The 19,347-nt window shown below is 56.7% G+C and carries 18 protein-coding genes; 6 read left to right on the top strand and 12 right to left on the bottom strand.

Translation table 11 applies throughout. The annotated features are described in order from the left end of the window. Window positions 1-37 precede the first annotated feature (37 nt). The 4 genes from RLW41_RS12625 to RLW41_RS12610 all read right to left on the bottom strand — a co-directional run bounded on the left by RLW41_RS12625 (window position 38) and on the right by RLW41_RS12610 (window position 4,069). The gene (locus tag RLW41_RS12625) at window positions 38-337 is read right to left on the bottom strand and encodes a methanol dehydrogenase [cytochrome c] subunit (protein WP_013946132.1); all 300 of its coding nucleotides are present in this window, start codon (window positions 335-337) and stop codon (window positions 38-40) included. A gap of 101 nt (window positions 338-438) precedes the next feature. Continuing rightward, on the bottom strand, window positions 439-1,020 hold the full coding sequence (gene moxG, locus RLW41_RS12620) for a cytochrome c(L), periplasmic (RefSeq protein WP_414461651.1): 582 nt from the start codon (window positions 1,018-1,020) through the stop codon (window positions 439-441). 53 nt (window positions 1,021-1,073) lie between these two features. After that, window positions 1,074-1,982: a methanol oxidation system protein MoxJ gene (gene moxJ, locus RLW41_RS12615; RefSeq protein ID WP_414461650.1), complete on the bottom strand. Its 909-nt coding sequence runs from the start codon at window positions 1,980-1,982 to the stop codon at window positions 1,074-1,076. A gap of 227 nt (window positions 1,983-2,209) precedes the next feature. Continuing rightward, window positions 2,210-4,069, bottom strand: coding sequence for a methanol/ethanol family PQQ-dependent dehydrogenase (locus tag RLW41_RS12610; RefSeq protein ID WP_409563222.1), 1,860 nt, complete (start codon window positions 4,067-4,069; stop codon window positions 2,210-2,212). A gap of 403 nt (window positions 4,070-4,472) precedes the next feature. On the opposite strand from RLW41_RS12610, the gene RLW41_RS12605 reads away from it, so the two are divergent. The 5 genes from RLW41_RS12605 to RLW41_RS12585 all read left to right on the top strand — a co-directional run bounded on the left by RLW41_RS12605 (window position 4,473) and on the right by RLW41_RS12585 (window position 8,547). After that, complete coding sequence (locus RLW41_RS12605; RefSeq protein ID WP_414461649.1) at window positions 4,473-4,973, top strand: hypothetical protein; 501 nt, start codon at window positions 4,473-4,475, stop codon at window positions 4,971-4,973. 106 nt (window positions 4,974-5,079) lie between these two features. Further along, on the top strand, window positions 5,080-6,456 hold the full coding sequence (locus RLW41_RS12600; protein ID WP_414461648.1) for an ATP-binding protein: 1,377 nt from the start codon (window positions 5,080-5,082) through the stop codon (window positions 6,454-6,456). Next, window positions 6,453-7,142, top strand: a complete 690-nt coding sequence (locus tag RLW41_RS12595) for a response regulator transcription factor (RefSeq protein WP_409562055.1) — start codon at window positions 6,453-6,455, stop codon at window positions 7,140-7,142. The genes RLW41_RS12600 and RLW41_RS12595 overlap by 4 nt, the downstream gene beginning before the upstream one ends. A gap of 92 nt (window positions 7,143-7,234) precedes the next feature. Beyond that, the gene (locus RLW41_RS12590) at window positions 7,235-7,879 is read left to right on the top strand and encodes a hypothetical protein (protein WP_414461647.1); all 645 of its coding nucleotides are present in this window, start codon (window positions 7,235-7,237) and stop codon (window positions 7,877-7,879) included. 53 nt (window positions 7,880-7,932) lie between these two features. Continuing rightward, window positions 7,933-8,547, top strand: coding sequence for a DUF3617 domain-containing protein (locus RLW41_RS12585; protein WP_414461646.1), 615 nt, complete (start codon window positions 7,933-7,935; stop codon window positions 8,545-8,547). Window positions 8,548-8,693: 146 nt separating this feature from the next. Here the strand turns inward: RLW41_RS12585 and RLW41_RS12580 are convergent, their stop codons facing one another. The 6 genes from RLW41_RS12580 to RLW41_RS12555 all read right to left on the bottom strand — a co-directional run bounded on the left by RLW41_RS12580 (window position 8,694) and on the right by RLW41_RS12555 (window position 17,012). After that, window positions 8,694-9,746 (bottom strand): phenylacetaldoxime dehydratase family protein, encoded by a 1,053-nt coding sequence (locus RLW41_RS12580; protein WP_414461645.1) that lies wholly within the window; start codon window positions 9,744-9,746, stop codon window positions 8,694-8,696. Window positions 9,747-9,899: 153 nt separating this feature from the next. Then, the gene (locus RLW41_RS12575; RefSeq protein ID WP_414461644.1) at window positions 9,900-10,553 is read right to left on the bottom strand and encodes a response regulator; all 654 of its coding nucleotides are present in this window, start codon (window positions 10,551-10,553) and stop codon (window positions 9,900-9,902) included. Further along, window positions 10,550-11,926, bottom strand: a complete 1,377-nt coding sequence (locus RLW41_RS12570; protein WP_414461643.1) for a sensor histidine kinase — start codon at window positions 11,924-11,926, stop codon at window positions 10,550-10,552. The genes RLW41_RS12575 and RLW41_RS12570 overlap by 4 nt, the downstream gene beginning before the upstream one ends. A 553-nt stretch (window positions 11,927-12,479) precedes the next feature. Next, the gene (locus RLW41_RS12565) at window positions 12,480-14,840 is read right to left on the bottom strand and encodes a molybdopterin cofactor-binding domain-containing protein (protein ID WP_414461642.1); all 2,361 of its coding nucleotides are present in this window, start codon (window positions 14,838-14,840) and stop codon (window positions 12,480-12,482) included. A 2-nt stretch (window positions 14,841-14,842) separates the two neighbouring features. Next, window positions 14,843-15,295, bottom strand: coding sequence for a (2Fe-2S)-binding protein (locus RLW41_RS12560; protein ID WP_013946111.1), 453 nt, complete (start codon window positions 15,293-15,295; stop codon window positions 14,843-14,845). Between the two features lie 73 nt (window positions 15,296-15,368). After that, window positions 15,369-17,012 (bottom strand): L-lactate permease, encoded by a 1,644-nt coding sequence (locus RLW41_RS12555; RefSeq protein ID WP_414461641.1) that lies wholly within the window; start codon window positions 17,010-17,012, stop codon window positions 15,369-15,371. Between the two features lie 180 nt (window positions 17,013-17,192). On the opposite strand from RLW41_RS12555, the gene RLW41_RS12550 reads away from it, so the two are divergent. Next, window positions 17,193-17,954, top strand: coding sequence for an FCD domain-containing protein (locus RLW41_RS12550; RefSeq protein ID WP_409562047.1), 762 nt, complete (start codon window positions 17,193-17,195; stop codon window positions 17,952-17,954). Window positions 17,955-17,981: 27 nt separating this feature from the next. Here RLW41_RS12550 and RLW41_RS12545 read toward each other — a convergent pair whose 3' ends face one another. Then, window positions 17,982-18,485 (bottom strand): anti-sigma factor family protein, encoded by a 504-nt coding sequence (locus RLW41_RS12545; protein ID WP_409562046.1) that lies wholly within the window; start codon window positions 18,483-18,485, stop codon window positions 17,982-17,984. Window positions 18,486-18,796: 311 nt separating this feature from the next. Beyond that, window positions 18,797-19,339: a sigma-70 family RNA polymerase sigma factor gene (locus RLW41_RS12540; protein WP_414461640.1), complete on the bottom strand. Its 543-nt coding sequence runs from the start codon at window positions 19,337-19,339 to the stop codon at window positions 18,797-18,799. Window positions 19,340-19,347: the final 8 nt, after the last annotated feature.

Below are 19,347 nucleotides of genomic sequence, written 5' to 3'. Positions count from 1 at the left end.
AGCGTCGCAAGATCCGAGGATTATTTATCCGCCTCGACTATTGGATTTTCGAGACGTCGTAGACCCACTTGCCGGTCTTCTTGAAGTTCTCAGCGCGCTTCGCATTCCGCTCTTCCATGGCAGCCATGGATTCGCTCTGCTTCGCGAGCTGCTTCGGGTCGTGCTTCGGATCGAACTTCGTACCCTTGATCTTTTCGGGGAAGCCGGGCTTCGGCTCCCAGCAGTTGCCCGGAGCGCGGCAGTGCGTGCCATCGTAGGCCATGGCCGCGGGAGCCATCGCGCCAGCGAGGCCGGCAAATGCAATTCCGGCAACGAGCGTGAGTGAAAGGTTCTTCATAGGCATTCCTCCATTTTTCTACTCGTCTTCGGACGGTCTGATCCGTCCTTGTTGTTCCGTACCAGCCAAGCCCTGTGAGGCAGCCCTAATCAGGACATGAGCTAGTTGCCGGAAATCTTGCATTGCTGCTTCGCAGCGGCAGCGCGTCCCGTTTTTTCCCATTCGTCGATATTGAAGGCTTTGAAGTTCTTCTTCTGCTCGTCCGTCAGCCACTGAGCGTCTTTGACGTCGTCCTTCTGGATGTGGCGGATCCAAGCAATGAGCTTCATCATGTCGTCGAGCTCGATGTCTTGGCCGTGCGGACCCATCATGCCGTTGGCACCGCCGAAGATGGTCTCAAACAGACCCTTGTCGGTCTCGTTCTTCGGATAGGTCCAGTAGGAATCGTTCAGACCCGGACCGACCTTGCCTTCTCCGATATGCCCGTGACAGCCCGAGCAGGACTCGAGAAAGACCTCTTCGCCTTTGGGTAGGCAGCCTGGAACTTCGACGTAGGCATCCACACCGGTTTCCAGGAATTTCTTGACCGCAGGGGTATCACGGCCTTCCTTCGGTGCCGTGGCATCGACGTCCAGGGTTTCACCGGTAATGGTATTCTGAAAAACCTGTTGGGCATTGGCCATCTGCGCACCCGCGATCAACGACCATACGACAGCGCCGGCTGCCAGAATTCCAAATCTCATCTGCAATTTCTCTTCCACTCTTCTTCGATTGCCGATCTGCGGGACATCTGTCTTCAGGTCGGCGGTTGAGGCGCTTCGAAGGGAATTCCTTCGTCTTTCAGAACCGCATCGATTTTCTTCTGTATGCCCGGAAGGGCGGTGTTTATCGCGGCCATCAGATCTTTCTCGTCTTTGCGGACGGCGAATGACTGGTCGAAATGAAACGGAACGCGCTGGCCATCGTCGCGAACATTATTATCGGGAATGACAGTCAACTTGAGCGCGTCATTCGCCTTGACGTAACGCGCGACTTCCGGCGCGAAACCAATAGCGAGCTCGGCTTTTCCCGAAGCCACTTCGCCGACCATCCGATCTGGCGGAACGCGCGTGTAGGAGTTGCGCTTATCCTTGAAGTTGGTCAGCGACGACACGTAGTTGATATTGTCGTTATAGAGATCGAGCTTGGTAATCATCGTTTCGGCGGGCGTACCTTGCACGAAGCCAATCGGATTTGCCTTGACGATATCGGGACTATCAAAGCTGTCGATCTTCAGCGGCGAGTCCTTGCGCTGAATGAAAACATAGGCCGCTCGATAATAGGGCTTCGACGTCAGAACGCGGGGATCGTTGGCATCCGTTCCGATAATGACATCGCAAAGATTTTTATCGAGCTGATCGCGCACCGCGTAGATGGCATCTTTTTGAGACCAGACAAATTCGGCTTTTCGCCCCAAGCCATCAGCAAGAATTTTGGCGATCTTATTTTCGAATCCGGACTCGTCGTCCGCCGAATACGGCAGTTCTTTCGCGGCCGCGCAGACACGCAGGACATTTTTGTCATCCGCCGCAGCAGGCTTTGCATCATCCGACATCGACGGATTGAAAGCTGCGAGCGCGAATAGCGAAACACTGATGGCAGCCGCGACTTGCCAAAGATGCGAAACAAATGTCCGCGAATGAGCGGTCTCTAATTCGGGAGCCATGATTTGAACAAGGCCTTTCAAATCGGTCTGGCGGTTGCTCGCGCCTCGCGCGGGATCAAGCGCTGTTGCCGGAAATTCGAATGCATTGCTCGCGAGGCAGATAGCCGTCGTTGTGAAGCGAATAATCGACTATCGCCGCGCGGCTCGGGTCCTTTTCGGACACGAGAGATATCCAGTGGGCTATGGCGTCGGTGAAGATCGCCGATGCCATAGCCCAAGGCTGATTATCAGCCCTTCTCGTATTCGCCGACGTTGACGTCGTCGTAGGGGTTCTTGCCGTCAAGCGAGAACACTTCGACGCTGCCGCCCATCTGCGTGTAGTTCTGGAGTTGCTTGAAGGCGCCAACCGCACCGAGACCAGCGGTCGGATCCTGGAGGTCGAACACCAGACCGACGCCCGGCCAACCACCAACGCCCGACATGATAGCAATGTACTGGATGCCATTGTGCTCGTACGTCATCGGGTAACCGATCACGCCCGACGGCAACTTGTGCTTCCAGAGCAGCTCACCGGTGTCCGAGTTGCGTGCTTTGATGAAGCCATCAAGCGTACCGTAAAACACCAGGTTGCCAGCGGTTGCGAGCGTGCCGCCCCAAACCGAGAAGCGCTCCATGTGCTCCCACTTGTACTTGCCGGTGATGGCGTTGTAGGCCTTGATTTGACCGAGGCCCAGGAAGTTCTGGCGATCACCCTTCGGACCTGGGTACATCCACAACGTTGCACCAACGAAGAACTGACCTGCGCGGTAGGGAAGCATGAAGGGCTCCCAGTCCATGCAGATGTGGTTGATACCCATGAAGAACAGCTGCTTCTTGGGATCATAAGAGTCGTGACCCTGGTTGTGGTAACCCATGGCCGAGGGGCAGATGTCCGTGCCCTTGTGGTTCATGTAGGTACCGTATTCAGGATCGCGAACCGGAAGGCCGGTCTTCAGGTCGACCGTCTTGAAGACGTTGACCGTATCGTCGAGCTTGTTCGCCGAGATGAGGTCGCCGTTTGAACGATCAAGCGTGTAGACGATGCCGTTACGATCGGGATGCGTCAGAAGCTTGCGCTCCTTGCCGTCTTTGTCTTTCTGCTCAGAGAGCATCATGACGTTGACGCCAGCGAAGTCCCACTCGTCGTGAGGCGTCTTCTGGTAGCCGAACTTCAACTCACCGGTGTCGGCATCGCGGGCCATGATCGTCATGGTCCACTTGTTATCGCCCGGACGCATCGTTTCGTTCCACGGAGCGGGGTTGCCCGAGCCGTAGTAAATCAGGTTGAGCGATGGATCGTAGGCATACCAACCCCAGTTGGTGCCGCCGCCGATTTTCCAAGCGTCACCTTCCCAAGTCGCAAGGCCAAGGCCCTTTTGACCGTAGTGCGGGTTCGCCTTATTGAAGTCATCGCCGATACCGATATCGGCGTCCGGACCGGTCGCGTACTTGCGCCAGACTTGTTCGCCGGTTTTGACGTTATAGGCGGTTGTGTAGCCGCGAACGCCGAGTTCGGCGCCCGAAGAACCGACGATTGCCAGATCCTTCACGACGTACGGAGCCTGGGTTTCGGTCTGGCCGACTTTGATATCGGCGTTTTCGACTTTCCAGTATTCTTCGCCCGTCTTGGCGTTAAGCGCGACGAGGTGACCGTCGAGCTGGGTCTTTATGATCAACGCCGGTACCTTCCCGTCGCCCGGCCAATAAGCCAGACCGCGGTTCACGAGATCGCAGCACGCCACGGAACGAGCGGCTGGGTTCTGCTTCGGGCTGTGCTGCCAGAGGATGTGGCCCGGGTCGTTGAGATCAAGAGCAAAGGTCTTGTTGGGGAATGACGTATGAACGTACATCACACCATCGACGACGAGCGGAGCGCCTTCGTGGCCGTGCAGCTCACCGGTCGAGAACGACCAAGCATGCTTCAACTGCTTGACGTTGCCGACGTTGATTTGATCGTCTTCGCTGTAGTTATTCGAGTCGTAATTCCGACCCGGCATCACCCAGTTGTCTTTGCTCTTCGACAGTTCAACTAGCTTGTCATTCGCGTAAGCGCTGGTTGCGACGCCGAGCTGCATAGCGGCGGCTATCGCCATGCAGGACGCCGACATCAGCATTGAGGTGCCAACGACTTTTTTCATGCCCATTTAACCTCGCGTTTCCTAAACCCAGCTTTTTCTTATTCGGCCGAGGCGACTTCCCTTGTGAAACGAAGGGGTACTTTTGCCGTCCCGACCCTCTGAGGCACGAGCGGAATACGGGCAAAAGTCTCACCCGAGGCCACTCTTAGATGCGTGCTGCGCGTTCGGATCGCTGGTCGTCCGATGGTTGCGCGATCAGCACGGGCCGGACCGTAACGATGTAGCCTTGCGAGGTCTTCAGATTGATCGGCAAATTGGGCCGGGAAGTTTTGGCAAAGAAGACTGCAGACGTTGTCCTGGTAGTCTCTGCGCGCGTCTGTCATAGCTGGCGATGAGAGAATGAAAACCACCTGTAAAAGCGCAAATAATCGTGATGACCCATCGCCTTTCCATCTTTGCACTGGCCCTCGTGATTGCCGCCGGCTTAAACGGATGCAGTGACGAACAACCGACACAGCACCAAGCAGAACACCGTTCCGGGCTGACGAAGGTCGGCACGAAGAGCTGGTTGACGGAACAGGACGACGTGAGGCCGGAGATCTGGTTGATTGAGCATGAGACGAAGAGTGACGGGAAAGTTGCCGCCTCAAAATCGGGAGAAGTTCGCCGTGCTCTGATCGAGGCGTCCGAAAAGTTTAACGACTCGCCACGCATGGTCGCGAACCGCGCTGTCCAGCTCGAAGATATGCTGAAAGGTGCGGGCGGCGATGAAACCGCCATCAGCTTGATTACTATGTTGAACAACGCAATCGCCGCCAATCGGATCGAGAGTTTCGGCGCAGCGGGACAGCAGTATTACAATTTGCGCAAAGCCGGATTCACCGGCGAGCAGGCGCTCGATGCGCTTTCGAAACGTTATGGTTCCCGCAGTTGACGTAATGCAAACGACATCGCGTTTATCCGGTTTCGCTGCCCGCTTGCGAAAGGCGGCATGGTTTAGTCGCTCCATCCGGCAGCAAGTTCTGCTCGCGATTTCCGCGATGCTTTTTCTTGCCACCGTACTGATGGGAGCAACCGCCGTCCTCAATGGCCGCCAATCCGTGAACGTCGAAATCGAAGCGTCGATGGATACGGCGGAAGGCTATCTGCGCGAGCTTGTTCGGCGGATCAACGCCGAAAATCATCTCTCCGACCTCGATAATCTCGTTGCCCACGAAATTCAGCATCTGCGTCATGCCCGCGTTTACGTTGAAGATCCGGGCAAGCCGATGCGCGTCCTGCGATCACCGGAAACGGTGTCCGATATCGATGACGCCAATGATCGCACGCCCGACTGGTTCGAGGCACTGATGATGCCTAAAGGCGGTAACGATCATACCCGCGTCATCAGCATTGAGCCGAACGGCCGCTCGCTCATTCTGAAGGGTGACCCGGACGACGAGATCGCGGAGAAGTGGGAGCAGCTCTCTGCTTTTGCGACGGTCGCGGTCGTCGCCATCGTTTTCATCGTCTTGGCTTTCTATATCGTTCTCGGACGTATCCTCAATCCGCTGACGGACCTTGCGAAGGGACTGGTGGCGCTTGAAGCGGGTGAGCGGTCGCAGCGCCTCAAAATTCCAAAAGTGACCGAAGTTGCCGACATTGCAGTGAAGTTCAATTCGCTTGCTGCATCTCTCGATCAGGCGCGAGAAGAAAACGGCGAACTCTATCGGCAGATTCAATCCGTGCAAGAAGATGAGCGGCGCGAGATTGCGCGCGAACTCCATGATGAGGCTGGTCCCTGCCTTTTTGGAATTACCGCGAACGCGGAATCAATCAGCCGTCTCACCGATGCGCTCCGCGAAGACAGTGCTGAAGCCATTCGCAAAAGAACGGACGAAATCCTGTCGATTTCCTCGCGTCTCAAGGCGATGAATCGCGCGCTTTTGAAGCGCCTTCATCCTGTCTCCGTCGGCAAAGTGCCTCTCTCTGCGCTCATTCAAGATCTCGTCTATGATTTCGAACGGCGCCATCCCAACGTTCGCATCGGTCTTTCGGTCACCCCGCTCATCAGGCCCTACGGTGAGCGCATCGACCTCACCGTCTATCGCTCAACACAAGAGGCGCTGACGAATGCCATTCGGCATGGTCAGGCGACGCACATTGTCGTCCAACTTCGCGAAGAGGCCAGCCAAGGCGCCGGCAGCGATCATGATGCAATCGCCCTGCGCATCAGCGACGATGGCGTTGGCCTGAAGCCCGACGTGCAAGCAGGCTTCGGATTATCCGCGATGAGAGAGCGCGTTCTGGCAGCGGGGGGCAGCCTTGTCCTCGCCGGTCACGAACCCCACGGCACCACGATTTCAATCAAAATCCCGTTGCGGCCCCGAGATCTTCACGGTGGTTCCGTCAACGCATTTTCCCAGGCGACCGCATGACCAAAATTCTCGTGATCGACGACCATCCCATCGTGCTGCAGGGCTGCCGCCGCGTGCTTGAAGATGCCGGCATCGACGACATCATGCTCGCGTCAAATCTCATTGAGGGATTTCGCGCCTATCGCCACGATAAACCCGATCTCATCATCATCGACCTTGCAATCAAGAAAGGTGTGCTCGGAGGGCTATCGTTTATCCGCCGCCTTCGCATCCACGACAAGCACACGCCGATCCTCGTGCTGACGATGCACGAAGACCCCATGATCGCCAGCCAATCGCTGCGACTCGGTGCCAATGGCTACATCCTAAAAGATACATCGTCCGTAGATATCGTGAAGGCACTGCAGGCCGTGCGCCAGGGCAAGGCGTTTCTGAGTCATGCCATTGCCTCCGCAATTGCTGTGATGGAAACAAAAGGTCGGACCAACCCCCTCAACGGCATGACGTTGCGCGAATTGCAAACGTTGGAGTTGATTGCCCAAGGCAAGCAATATGCTGCTATCGCCGACGAATTGCACGTCAGCTACAAAACAATTGCAAATACATGCTCCCAAATCAAAACGAAGCTTGGCGTAAAATCGCTCCCCGAGCTGATGCGCATTGCCATCGATCACCTGCCTGAAATGTCGGGGCAGAGAATAAACGATCGTTCTGCGCCGCCAATGCGCCTCGGGAAGGTTTGGTAGCTCGAATTGCAGTGACTTGGCATGTGTTCCTGGGCCATCCGTTCGACTGTAAAAAATACAAGAACTTCGGAAACGGCTCGGGTAGGATTCTCATGAGATTTTTTGTTATCGGATTATTGGCCTTCATCGCCGGTCCGGCTTTCGCCGATCAGTCGTGCAAGGACCAAGTCGATGCGGCGTTCGCAAAGCTACGAGAGGCAAAAGCATTCCGTCTTGAAACCACGATTACGAATGCTGACGGTTCGTTGAAGATGAAAGCCGATTACGTTCTTCCCGATCGGATGCACCAAATCGTCGAAGTCTCGAACCAGCCGATGCCTATGGAGATGATCGTGATCGGCAAGCGCGCTTGGTCCAATCAGCAAGGCGTCTGGGCGGAGTTGCCTCAATCGTTCGCGGATACCGTCGCCAATCAGATCAAGGAAACGGTCGCGCAACCTCCGAAAGTCGGCACCGACTATAAGTGCGCCGGCAACAAGAATTTCGAAGGCAAAACCTACACAGTCTACCAAGGCACACTTGCAATGCCGCTCACAGCCGACGCGAAGGACAAGGGACCGCGCGTCTCTGCCGTGTCGGTGCCGAACCAGCAAAGCGTTTACATCGATAAGACCACAGGCTTGCCGGCACGCAACATCGTTACGCCGGTGACCGATCCAACCAAGCGGCTATTCGACGGAACGTTCACAGTCATGCCCAATCTGACGATCGAGCCGCCGGCAGTAACCGCCAACTGAAGCGTGGCATACCCCGGTCACCGAGTGGCGGCTGATGCCATCGCCTATAACAGGTGGCCGACGACAAGATCGCGATGCGCGAGGCGCGCCCGACCGTCTACGGTCAGATCATAGACCGACCGTGGATGTGTCGTTCGCGCAATCAGAATGACGCTCAGCTGCAATCGGTTCTCACGCAGCGACAGCCGGAAACCCGGCTACGCAAATCGGAAGCGACAGAAATGGGTTTTTCTTGTCTTCGAATTTCCGTTTTTTTCTCATGCCTAATGGCTGCCAGCTCCGCAGCGGTAGCCACTCAGCTACCTGTTCGAAAAGCCGGGCACTGGCAGCTGACGACGGTTGCGGCGACAGTTGGTATGAAAACATTCGACGCGTGCATCACAAGAAACGATCCGATTGTGACCGGTATAGGTAAAAAGAATTGCACGACGTCCGGCGTTAGAGTTCTTGGCGATGAGCGATACGTTGATGTGGTTTGTACGACCGGCGCGGGCAAAGAAACGACCAGCACAGTACTTACTGGCAATTTTTCAACGTGGTACCGCGCCATGTCCAAGATCACGTTCGATCCGCCGCAAGACGGCGTTGCTCACATGGGTGTGACGATCGACGGGAAATATCTTGGACCGGATTGTCCGTCGAATATGTCCACTGGGAACGTGAGATAGACTCAATTACTTGGCTTGCCGCAATGTCCGCGGTCTACTTCGAACAGATCTTTGCAAGAAACCTCAGCAAACAACTATGCTCCCGCAGACGTGGCGAATTTGTCCGCTGAGGTGTATCTCCATTTTCATTCCATCAAATTCTGCCGTCAGATCGCGCGCATAAGACCGGTCTGCGGATGGCAGTTGATATACTCGTAGTATTGGTTCGCACCATCGAATACCGACACTTCGTGATAGAGCGTCAAATTTTTGAATTTCTTTGCCAGCCGGTTGAACGTGACGAAGATCTGAAGGTGCGTTTGGTGCGTTGCGCCCCATGTTTCAAGTGACGAAACCGATCGCCAGAGGCTGTATCCAAATCCTCTCTCGGTTTTGTTCCCATTCTCATCCATATGATGGAGATAGCGGTTGCAATAGCAGCCGACCTCGAGTCCGTCGTCACGCAGATAGTTCATGCCTGCGTGCAGGACCGGTTCGATTTCCTCGTACCACGTGCGACGTTCTTCGCCCTCGGTCGTGCTCCAGTCTTCGCCGGAACGAATGAGCGTAAGATTATCATGCCCATTGATAATCACTCGTCCACCCAACGCCGGAGATCCAGAGTTAAGCGAGAGTTCGCCCTCCGGGTCCATCGTACTGGTCTGCGACAACGGCAGCCGATCGCGCATCGAGCCCCAATAACCGTGCTCGATGATCGGTTCGCTCATCTTGCCGAAAAGCACGCTAACGCCCTCGAACGGACCGTGCTCATGCGTGAAGATGGTTTCAAATTGCTCCATGCGTGGACGCAGGATTTCACGGAAGTAGCCAACGCCTTCAGTGAGGCGCTTATCTGACGCCCACCAATTTGCGATAGCGGGACTTTCATTCCATTTATGAAACGTATCAGAATCGAGCCAGTAGCCGACGGCTATGGCGTTGAAATACCCTTGGGCGTCGATGAATCGGACCAAGTCGTATCGTGCCGGCCCGTTCTGCTCTTTAAACGAGGCGACGATGTTCTGAAGCGCTGCGAGCGCCTGCTCTTTCTTCTCCTCCCCCTCGACCTGCACGCCGAAATACGACATCACGATATTTTCTATCGAGGGATCCGGGCGCGAGGAAAACGCCGGCACCGGCGGAACCCATTTATCGCTCACTTGGCGCGTGCGGGTTCGCGGACAGCGCAGATGGCTGGGTATCGATGAATCCAAAGTCATAGCAGCTTCCTCCCGACTTTCACTAGGCTGCAGAGCAGCATCAATCGTTGCACCTCCTAAGAGGGCTTTTGCGATCGACGGGAAAAGAGGTAGCTCGAAGTTTTCGGGCGAACTAGAGCACGGTGCCCTCAGGCTTCCGGGCAATATACCCGCTTAGTGCGTGATCACGCTGTCCGCAGGAATAAGCCCCGCGGCGAGTGCTAGCCACACGAGATGCGCATCGTTCTCCGCGCCAATCTTGGATTTCACGGCGTAGTGAATGTTGCGCACCGTCTTCAAACTAAGATTGAGCAGCGATGAAATCGACTCACTGCTGAGGCCGGTTGCAACGAGGCGCGGCACCTCTGTTTCGCGCGGAGAAAGGGCATCGATTGCCCTGTCGCCGCTCAGGCGATCGGCAGCAATCGCGCGCGAAATGTCTTCGCTCATGGCGCGGCCGCCTTCAGCAATGACTTCGACTGCTTTGATGAGTTCAGCAGGCGCGCTGCTTTTGGTAATATAGCCGCGAGCACCCGCCTCAAACGCTTTGAGCGCAAAAGCACTTCCTGCGTGCATGCTGAAAATTAGGATTTTGGCGTCCTTGTCCAACTCTCGGATCCGGCGCAATGCCTCCACACCGCTGACCCCTACCAGCGACAGATCCATGATGACGACAGAAGGCCTATGAGCTTTGTAGGCAACATAGGCCTGGTTGGCATCTTCGGCCTCCGCACACACGATAAACCGAGGTCGCAACTCGAGAAGACGGCGGTATCCTTCCCTCACGATCGGATGGTCATCGACGAGCAGGATCGAAATCGGTTTCATGTAGCCGCGCCTTCACTGTCCAATGGCACGCGCGCCGATATCAAGATGCCTTTTGGCGCATCGGCGATCTGAAGAGAACCGCCGAGTCCTGCCAATCTCTCACGTATGCCAAGGATCCCGTGACCGGCAGTCGTCGATAGATGCCGGCTGTCGCCGCCGCCGTCATCCTCGACACTCAACGTGACATGCGGCTCGCCAAAGCCGTGATGATCGAGACGAACCCTTACTTCCGTTGGTCGGCCGTGTTTGCTGGCATTTGTCAGGCATTCCTGAACAATGCGATAGAGATCTACAGCGACACGTTTCTGAAGGCCGGCCAACCGCCCCGTCATCTGCAGCCGAAAAATCGTGCCCGTCTTCGATTGTGCGTTGAAGTCGGTAATCAGCTGGCGAAGACTTGCTTCCAAACCCAGTTCCTCAATGCTTTGCGAACGCAATCGGATGAGTGTCGTGCGAAGCGTTCCCATCAGGCGTTCTTGCGTGGCTGCAATGGCCCTTGCGTCACGTGCGATATTTGGCCGATCAGGCGCACTGGCCTCGATGACAGTTGCCAGTGCCCTCGTGGCAGCCAGCGCTTGGCCAAATTCGTCATGGAGATCGCGCGCGAGCGACCTCCGTTCCTCTTCTTGAACTTGGAACAACCGCGCTGTGAGCGCCATGCGCTCTTGGTTTGTTTGCTTCAGTGTTGCAGCGAGACGGTTGACGGCATTCGCAATATGATTGAATTCGGTGCTTTTGAATTTTCCGAGACGTTGCCCGAGATGCCCTTCTTCGATCTCCTGCAAGGCCCAGATGATGGACCGGGCGGGAAGCAGGGCATGACCGATCATAGCTGCTGCGAGGATTGCGATGCCGCCGGCCAGCATGATGGCGATGTCGACGACCGTTGAAATTTCTTTCCACGCACGGCGAAGCGCAGCTTCCTGATCGGCGGCGGTCACGATAGGCCCCGCACTTTCATTGTGGATTGAAAGCGGTCGTACAACGGGCGGATACACGCCCAGGGTCGCAAGGTAGAGGCGTGCGAACCACGCTGGAGCGGGCGGCCCTAAGGCTTCAACCTGACTACATAGTTTGCGGGGGTCGCCACCGGGCAAAGCAAACGTTACGCATACGCCCGGCGAGATAATGCTCTGGGTCTCGACTGTGTCCCAATCCGGAAGAGGAACGAGAGATCCTCGCGAAATGCCGTTATGCCAGACCATATGCTGCCAATAGAGGGCCTGCAGACGTTGATCGACACGCGTTGCCGTTGCGGTCACGTCCCCTTCGATCGAACGATGCGCGTCCCACACGAGGCACGCAATCGCGACCGAAAGACAAAGCAGCACAGCCGCCATGAGCCGGATGATGAGGAGCGTAAGAAGACGCATGGTCTCTTCCCGTTTTTTGGCAACGTGCACCATCTGCATGTAAAAATGAAGAGAGCAGCCGCTCGGCGGGCATATTGCCCGGTTTGACGCAAGAGAAAGCCAGTAAGGACCGGGAAGGCCAGCGCCCTTTAAACTTATGGGCGGATATAGGCAGGAACGGCGATCCTGTTTGTGGTGCTCGTCTAATGGCGCGCGGATAGTCTTGCTGCAGCCAATTTCTTTTTAGCCGTTCCAAACGTCGTTTGCCGCATCGGTCATTATTCTGCCCGAGCACATCCTCAGCTCCTCCTGTTTGGTCAAATTCCTAAGCCCCTCCTGAAGCTTAGGTTTCCGCCGGAGGAAATGCGCCGAGTCGAGCGAGCAACTCGGGCACTCAGATGATTGAATTGGCTTCTGGTGTGACTATCGACGACGTGCTCAATAAAACCGATGGTTCGGATACTTCTGTAAGTCGCGATTTTTGTAATGCGACGACATTACGGATGCGGACAAGCGCTGCCCGCACACGCAGCGCATCCGCCGGATGAAAACTATCGTGACGACCTTGCCGCCCTCACGATAGTTTTTCGCCCATCGGCAATTTTCTGAACCGTTTGCCAGTTGCGGCAAAGATGGCGTTGGCGAGCGCCGGTGCGAATGGCGGCACGCCCGGTTCCCCGACGCCACCCGCATGCGTGGTTTCTGGTGTTTCGATAATGTGGACGGAGACTTTCTCCGGATAATTACTCATCCTGGTCACGTTATAATCGAAATAGTTCGACTGCTCGACAGCGCCCTTTTTGAAGGTAATGCCGCTGTAGAGCGCATTCGACATGCCCATGACGGCCGCCCCCTCCATCTGAGAGCGGATGCGCTCGGGATTGACATGGAAGCCGCAATCGATGGCCGAGGTAACATGCGGAACGCGGATGGTACCATCGTCGTCGATCTTCACGTGCACGACACTTGCAACGTAACTCGCAAAGGCACGATGCGCAGCGATACCAAGCCCTTCCCGCGGCGGCAGCGATTGCCCCCACCCGGCTTTCTCGGCAGCGACGCGAATGACGTTCTTCAGACGGGCCGTGTTGATCGGAAATTCCTCGTACGGCTCGCCGTAGTTCCAGAAGTCAGCCGGGAAGCCGGACGTCTTCGGATCTATGGTCCTGTCGGGGCCGATCAGCTCGAGCAGGAAATCCTTCGGATCACGGCCGAGCTTGTGCGCGACCTCGCACGCGGCCGACTGCACTGCGAACGCCCGCTGAATGTTGGAGACCGAGCGATACCAGCCGATGCGGGCATGTGCCATCGCCTGACCGTTCTCGCACCGGATGTTCGGGACGTCGAACGGCACATCAACAAAGCCCATGCCGTACTCGATGGGGAATTGGTAGCCATCGTCGGCCTTGAACGTGGAGACGATCGATGGCGCAACGGTGCGGTGGCGCCAGCCTATAACTTTACCCTTATCATCGACCGCGGCTTCGATGCGCTCGACAGACGTCGTGTGATAAAATGAATGCTGTATGTCGTCCTCGCGCGTCCACTGCAGCAGCACGGGTGCGCCGCCCAGCTTCTGCGAGACGAGAGCCGCCTCGAGCATGAAGTCCCACTTCGATTTGCGGCCGAAGCCTCCGCCGAGCAACGAGACATGTACGGTCACATTCTCGATCGGCATCTTCAGCGCCTCGGCGATATCCTTGCGGGCGCCGTAAGGACTTTGGACAGGCGCCCAGATCTCGGCCTTGCCATCGACGATGCGTGCGATCGCGACGAGCGGCTCCATCGGAGCCTGTACCATGTGCTGGCCGTGATATTCTGCGGTGATGACATCCTTCGCGTTTGCAAAGGCGGTATCCGGATCGCCCTGATTGCGCAGAACCTTGCCGGGCTTTGCAGCTGTTGCCGACATTTCGGCGGTATAAGCGGCCGTATCGTAGGAGACGTTCGGTCCGTTCTCCCACTCAATCGTCAGCGCTTCACGCCCCTGGATCGCCGCATAGGTCGTATCAGCGACGACGGCAATACCGCCGAGCTGACCGAACTTTCTCGGAACGGTAAAGACACCTTCGATCTCATGCACGGAATGGACGCCGGGCACCTTCAGCGCTGCGGACGCGTCGTAGGATTTCACCTTGCCGCCGACCACCGCGGGCCTGGCGACGACCGCGAACTTCATGCCGGGCAGACGCATATCGGCGCCATAACCGGCCTTGCCCGTCGTGATATCGTGAAGATCAACGATTTGGACTTCACCCTTACCCATCAGGGTGAATTCGTCGGGCGACTTGTAGAGGATCGTCTCCGGCGCGGGCACCGGGAGTGCCAGCGCTGCTTCAGCGAGTTCGCCGAACGTCAGGACCTTGCCTGTCTCCTTGCCGTCTTTGTCGAGCAGAGCGACCTCATGATTGCGCGCACGACAAAGAGAGACGTCAGCACCCCATTTTGCGGCTGCGGCGGCTTCCAGCATCTGACGCATCGCCGCACCGCATTGGCGCATCGGCTGGATGAAGTGGCGCATGCTGCGCGATCCATCCGTATCCTGGTTGCCGTATCTTGGCTCGTCGCCGGGCGCCTGCACGAGATGCACGCGAGACCAGTCTGCGCACATTTCATCGGCGACAACCATCGGCAAGCTCGTCCGGATGCCGGTTCCCATCTCGCTTCTGTGTGTGACGATCGTCACGTCGCCGGTCGCGGCGATGGCGATGAAGACATGCGGATCCGAAACGACGCCGCTCGGCATGTTGAGCCCGCCAGTCGGATAGGGCTTCAAGACCTCGCGCGCCTCTGCCGGCGCAAAGCGCACGGCCATGACGAAAGTCGAAGCGCCAAGAATTCCGCCGAGCACACCGCGGCGACTGACGTTCGAAATCTCGGCATCGGATTTCTTCTCAATAGCAGTATCCGCTTCGGTTTTGAGATAATGCAGCATGATCAAACGCCTCCCGCGGCCAGACGAACGGCTTCATGAATGCGCTGATAGCAGCCGCACCGGCAGATGTTTCCGGACATCGCTTCGACGATTTCGGCGTCGGATGGCGCGCGATTCTTGGCGAGCAGCGAAACTGCCTGCATGATCTGGCCGGCTTGGCAGAAACCGCATTGGGGAACGTTGACCTTCCTCCAAGCCTTCTGCACTTCGTGATTGCCGTCGGGGCTCAGCCCCTCAATCGTGGTGATCGACTTGCCAGCGGCGTCACCAAGGGTTGTCTGGCACGAACGGGCAGCAACACCATCGATGTGAACCGTACACGCGCCGCAGACGCCCGCGCCGCACCCGAATTTCGTTCCGGTGAGATTCAGGATATCGCGCACGTACCAGAGCAATGGCATGTTGGGATCGCCGCTGAATTCATGGAGCTCGCCATTTACTGTAACGGATGACATATCAAGCTCTCCTTTATGTCGTCGGTTCGAAATTCATGACGCGAACTTTGCTCTGCTGCGCCGGATGGCATTCCTAGAGTGCAAGAAGCTTGAAAGGCCAAAGGTAAGTCCCGGCCATAACGAGCAGGCCGACGAGCATCGCCAACGCCAGCGAATGGAAAAACACAAAGCGCAGGATCGACCCTTCATGGCCGTACCATTTGGTTGCGGTCGAGGCGACGACGATCGACTGCGCATCGATCATCTTGCCCATGACGCCGCCAGCGCTATTGGCGGACGCCATCAGGATTGGATTGATTCCCAGCTGCTGTGCCGTAATTTTCTGCAGGCCACCAAACAGCACATTCGATGACGTGTCCGATCCCGTGAGCGCGACGCCAAGCCAACCGATCAGCGTGCCAAAGAACGGATACGCCCATCCCGTTTGCGCGAGTGCCAGACCGAGAGTGGCGTCGCTGCCGGAATACCGTGTGACAAATCCGATGGCCATCATGCACGAGATCGTCATCAGCGAATAGCGAACCACGTAAATGGTCTTCGCGTACATTCGCATGAGATCAAGAACGCCGTAGCCCAAAAAAAGGCCGGAAACGATTGCGGACAGCAGGATACCCGTCCCGGTCGCCGACAGAAGGTTGACGTTAAAAACGGCGGCTTCGACCTTCGGCGTGGGAACAACGGGCGGCATCTTCTGCACGAGATCGTGCAGCCCCGCGACGGGAATTTTCTCGATCCAAATCCCATCAAGACCGGCCCGGACCTGCGGCGTTCCCCAGAGGAACACGAAGACCGCGAGGATGATCCAAGGCGTCCAAGCGCGCCATAACGCGTCTGAGGAATGCTGCGTCGAGTGTGCCGCCGGCGATGGTTCCGAAGAGCCAGAGTCCGACACCTCGGTCATCACCACCTTGGGGCGCCAAACTTTCAGAAACAAGGTCAGACCCGCCATGGATGCGAGCGAGGCAACGATGTTGACCAGCCAAGGTCCGTGAAAATTCGAGACGAGATACTGCGGAACTGCAAAGCAAACGCCCGCGACCAGTATAGGCGGCCAAACTTCGATCATTTTGCGGAAGCCGACGAAAGCCCAGACCACCCAGAACGGCACAATGATCGCGAATGGCGCGAGCAGCCTCCCGACTGTGGCACTCAGACTATAAAGGTCGAGGCCGGTGACGGCCGACAACGCCACGAGAGGCGTTCCGAGCGCACCGAATGCAACCGGTGCCGTGTTGGCGATCAGCGATAGCCCTGAAGCGGGCAGCGGCGGAAAGCCTAGACCGATCAGCATCGCAGACGTCACGGCGACCGGTGTTCCGAAGCCCGCCGCGCCTTCAAAAAAAGCGCCGAATGAAAAGGCAACGAAGAGAAGCTGCAATCGCTTGTCGTTGCTGATGGCGCCGATGGATTTCTGCAGGACATCAAACTCGCCTTTCTCGCTCGCAAGCCGGTAGAGAAAGATTACATTGAGAATGATCCAGCCGATCGGCAGAAATCCGAACGCAGCGCCATAAAGTGCTGCCGTTCCAGCCATCTGCGTCGGCATGCCGTAAGCAAATATCGCGACGAGCAAGGCAGCCGTCAGGCCGAGGATCGCCGCGACATGTGCTCGAACCTCGAAAATCCCGATGCTCGCAAGGAGCACAAACACCGGGATTACAGCTACAGCCGCCGAAAACAGCAGACTGCCAAACGGGTCATAAACTTGTGACCACATGCGACCCGTTCCCCCGGTAACGGCTGCTTTGACATCGCCGCCTTTTTGGTAAAATTTTTATACCACAACTTGGAAGCGGTCAAATCTGATTGCCATATAGCTGCACGGAAACGACCTATGGCATTGCTCATTGCGCAGTCTTAAAAGAGTGACACAATAATTCTCCGGGGCGGCCATTTCATGCTTACTGTTCGCACACCGAAAATTGCCGACGCCATTGCGTCTCAGATCGAGAAACTCATTCTCGAGGGGGCATTGCGTCCAGGCGAGAAGCTCATCGCCGAGCGAGAACTCGCACAGAAACTCGACGTATCGCGGCCTTCACTGAGAGAGGGCATCGACAAGCTCGTACACCGTGGACTGCTGAAATCTTCCAAGAATGGAACTTACGTGGCGCAATTTCTGTCGCCCATCATGGCGCCACTGGCGAACCTATACCGCGACAACGCGCACGCCTTTGCCGACTATTTCGAATTTCGCCAGTGCGTCGAGGCCCGGGCTGCGCGCGACGCAGCGCTTAGAGCAACCGACGTGGAGCGAGTGGCAATCCGTTCGTGTCTCAGCAATATGCGAAAAGCGCACAAACTCCAGGATCCTGAGCAAGAGGCAGAGGCCGACGTCACATTGCACATGCTCGTCTATGAAGCCGGGCATAACTTCGTAATGCTCCACGTGATGCGCGCGTTGAGCGAGCTTCTTCGCAACAACATCTTTTTCAACCGCAAGAACCTCTATCTGAAGGCTGGCGTGCGAGAAAAATTGCTCGCACAGCACATCGAAATCGGCAAAGCCGTGATCGCAGGCGATCCGGAACGGGCTGAAACCGCCGCGACTGATCACATTCGCTTCGTATTTGATACCGTCGCTGAAATTCAGCGTGCCAATGCCCGGCTTAATACCTCGCTGCTGCGGGCCAAACGCAGCGACCTTCTCGCAAACTGACGTGCGCGCACAGTATCGCTGCGCCGCCTACCGTTCCGCTGCGGCCTGACGCCAGCGCATGACGAACTCATCGAGCTCGTTCATGGCGAGGTCCGACACAACGATGTAATCGAAGTCCTGTCCACGCCAGCGGATGACCGAATAGCCGTCTTTCGTTGTGACGAGCGACGGTTCGGATGTTGCTTTTTGTCCAACCTTCGGAATCGCGACGACACTGATAATATGTGCGCGGCGATGATAGACCAGAACCGGCACAGGCTTACCGTCGATGACCTCGACACGACCGCCTGCCAGCGGAAAGCCGTCGCTCGACAGGTCGATGACCTGAGGCGACAGCGCAAGCTTGCTGTCAAACCAAGGTTTCACGGTGTGCCGATCGCTTGATGCAACATCGAACGGCGTCGCAGCAAGAAGCGAACGTTGATGATCGGCGACGATCGCGGCTATCTCGCTCGCCTCCGGATTAGGCCGCAAAATGCCGTACATGCCCATGCCGGTAACGGCGGCAGCGAACACAGCCGCCGCTGCCATGTGTCGCCAGTCATTCGATCGTCGGGCAGGCGCTGACAACGGCACGACAGTTTCTTTAGGAAATTGAGTTTCAGGACCTTCGGCAAGCATAGCAATACGCTTCCGAAAAGCATCTGAGGCGACTTCGCTTTTCAAATGAGAGGAAAGCACGGCCCGTAACTGGGTGAGCCGGTCATACTCAGCGCGAAGGGCGGGATCATTCGCAAGCTGACGCTCAATATTCAAAACGGAAGCCGCATCCAGCTCATTATCTATATAAGCGTTGAGCAGAAGCAGCGACTCTTCGCGCGATGACCATGAAGAAGGCTTGTTCACGCTGCACCCGCCTTTCCCTTGCCGACCATCGCCATACGCTGAATGAGGAGATTGCGCGCACGGGCAAGCCGAGACATCACGGTTCCAATCGGGATCGACAAGACTTGCGATATTTCTTGATAGCTGAGGCCTTCAATTTCCCTCAGCACAAGCGCCTCGCGATAGGACAGGGGGAGCGCCGCTATCGCGAGGTGCAAATATTCCGCATCCATTTTTCCAATGAGAATAGCTTCAGGAGACGCATGCGGTTCAATCATCTCCAGCACCGCCTGCTCGAACAATCCGTCATCGTCAGTTGCAACCACGGCCTTTGATCGATTCTTCGAGATCCAAGTGAATGCAGTATTGCGAACGATGGCGAGAAGCCAGGCGCGCCCATCTGTAGGCCTCACTGTCGCGATCGCCCTGAAAGCCCGGATGCAAGCGTCCTGGACGACATCTTCCGCATCAGCCACATTGCCCGTCAGCCAGCGAGCCAACGACAAAGCATCGTCGATATACGGAAGAACCGCCTCGTTAAACCGCTGCCGGTCGTCCATTGATCTTC

The organism is Hyphomicrobium sp. DY-1 (assembly GCF_047497105.1).
GTDB lineage: Bacteria > Pseudomonadota > Alphaproteobacteria > Rhizobiales > Hyphomicrobiaceae > Hyphomicrobium_B.
Note: the sequence above shows the minus strand (reverse complement) of the source record. Positions and strands in the feature narration are given on the sequence as shown.

Bases quoted from the DNA above. Each gene is read 5' to 3' on its own strand.
- RLW41_RS12625 (WP_013946132.1), bottom strand. From the start codon at position 337: ATGAAGAACCTTTCACTCACGCTCGTTGCCGGAATTGCATTTGCCGGC.
- moxG (WP_414461651.1), bottom strand. From the start codon at position 1,020: ATGAGATTTGGAATTCTGGCAGCCGGCGCTGTCGTATGGTCGTTGATC.
- moxJ (WP_414461650.1), bottom strand. From the start codon at position 1,982: ATGGCTCCCGAATTAGAGACCGCTCATTCGCGGACATTTGTTTCGCAT.
- RLW41_RS12610 (WP_409563222.1), bottom strand. From the start codon at position 4,069: ATGTCGGCGTCCTGCATGGCGATAGCCGCCGCTATGCAGCTCGGCGTC.
- RLW41_RS12605 (WP_414461649.1), top strand. From the start codon at position 4,473: ATGACCCATCGCCTTTCCATCTTTGCACTGGCCCTCGTGATTGCCGCC.
- RLW41_RS12600 (WP_414461648.1), top strand. From the start codon at position 5,080: ATGCTTTTTCTTGCCACCGTACTGATGGGAGCAACCGCCGTCCTCAAT.
- RLW41_RS12595 (WP_409562055.1), top strand. From the start codon at position 6,453: ATGACCAAAATTCTCGTGATCGACGACCATCCCATCGTGCTGCAGGGC.
- RLW41_RS12590 (WP_414461647.1), top strand. From the start codon at position 7,235: ATGAGATTTTTTGTTATCGGATTATTGGCCTTCATCGCCGGTCCGGCT.
- RLW41_RS12580 (WP_414461645.1), bottom strand. From the start codon at position 9,746: ATGACTTTGGATTCATCGATACCCAGCCATCTGCGCTGTCCGCGAACC.
- RLW41_RS12575 (WP_414461644.1), bottom strand. From the start codon at position 10,553: ATGAAACCGATTTCGATCCTGCTCGTCGATGACCATCCGATCGTGAGG.
- RLW41_RS12570 (WP_414461643.1), bottom strand. From the start codon at position 11,926: ATGCGTCTTCTTACGCTCCTCATCATCCGGCTCATGGCGGCTGTGCTG.
- RLW41_RS12565 (WP_414461642.1), bottom strand. From the start codon at position 14,840: ATGCTGCATTATCTCAAAACCGAAGCGGATACTGCTATTGAGAAGAAA.
- RLW41_RS12560 (WP_013946111.1), bottom strand. From the start codon at position 15,295: ATGTCATCCGTTACAGTAAATGGCGAGCTCCATGAATTCAGCGGCGAT.
- RLW41_RS12555 (WP_414461641.1), bottom strand. From the start codon at position 17,012: ATGTGGTCACAAGTTTATGACCCGTTTGGCAGTCTGCTGTTTTCGGCG.
- RLW41_RS12550 (WP_409562047.1), top strand. From the start codon at position 17,193: ATGCTTACTGTTCGCACACCGAAAATTGCCGACGCCATTGCGTCTCAG.
- RLW41_RS12545 (WP_409562046.1), bottom strand. From the start codon at position 18,485: ATGGCAGCGGCGGCTGTGTTCGCTGCCGCCGTTACCGGCATGGGCATG.
- RLW41_RS12540 (WP_414461640.1), bottom strand. From the start codon at position 19,339: ATGGACGACCGGCAGCGGTTTAACGAGGCGGTTCTTCCGTATATCGAC.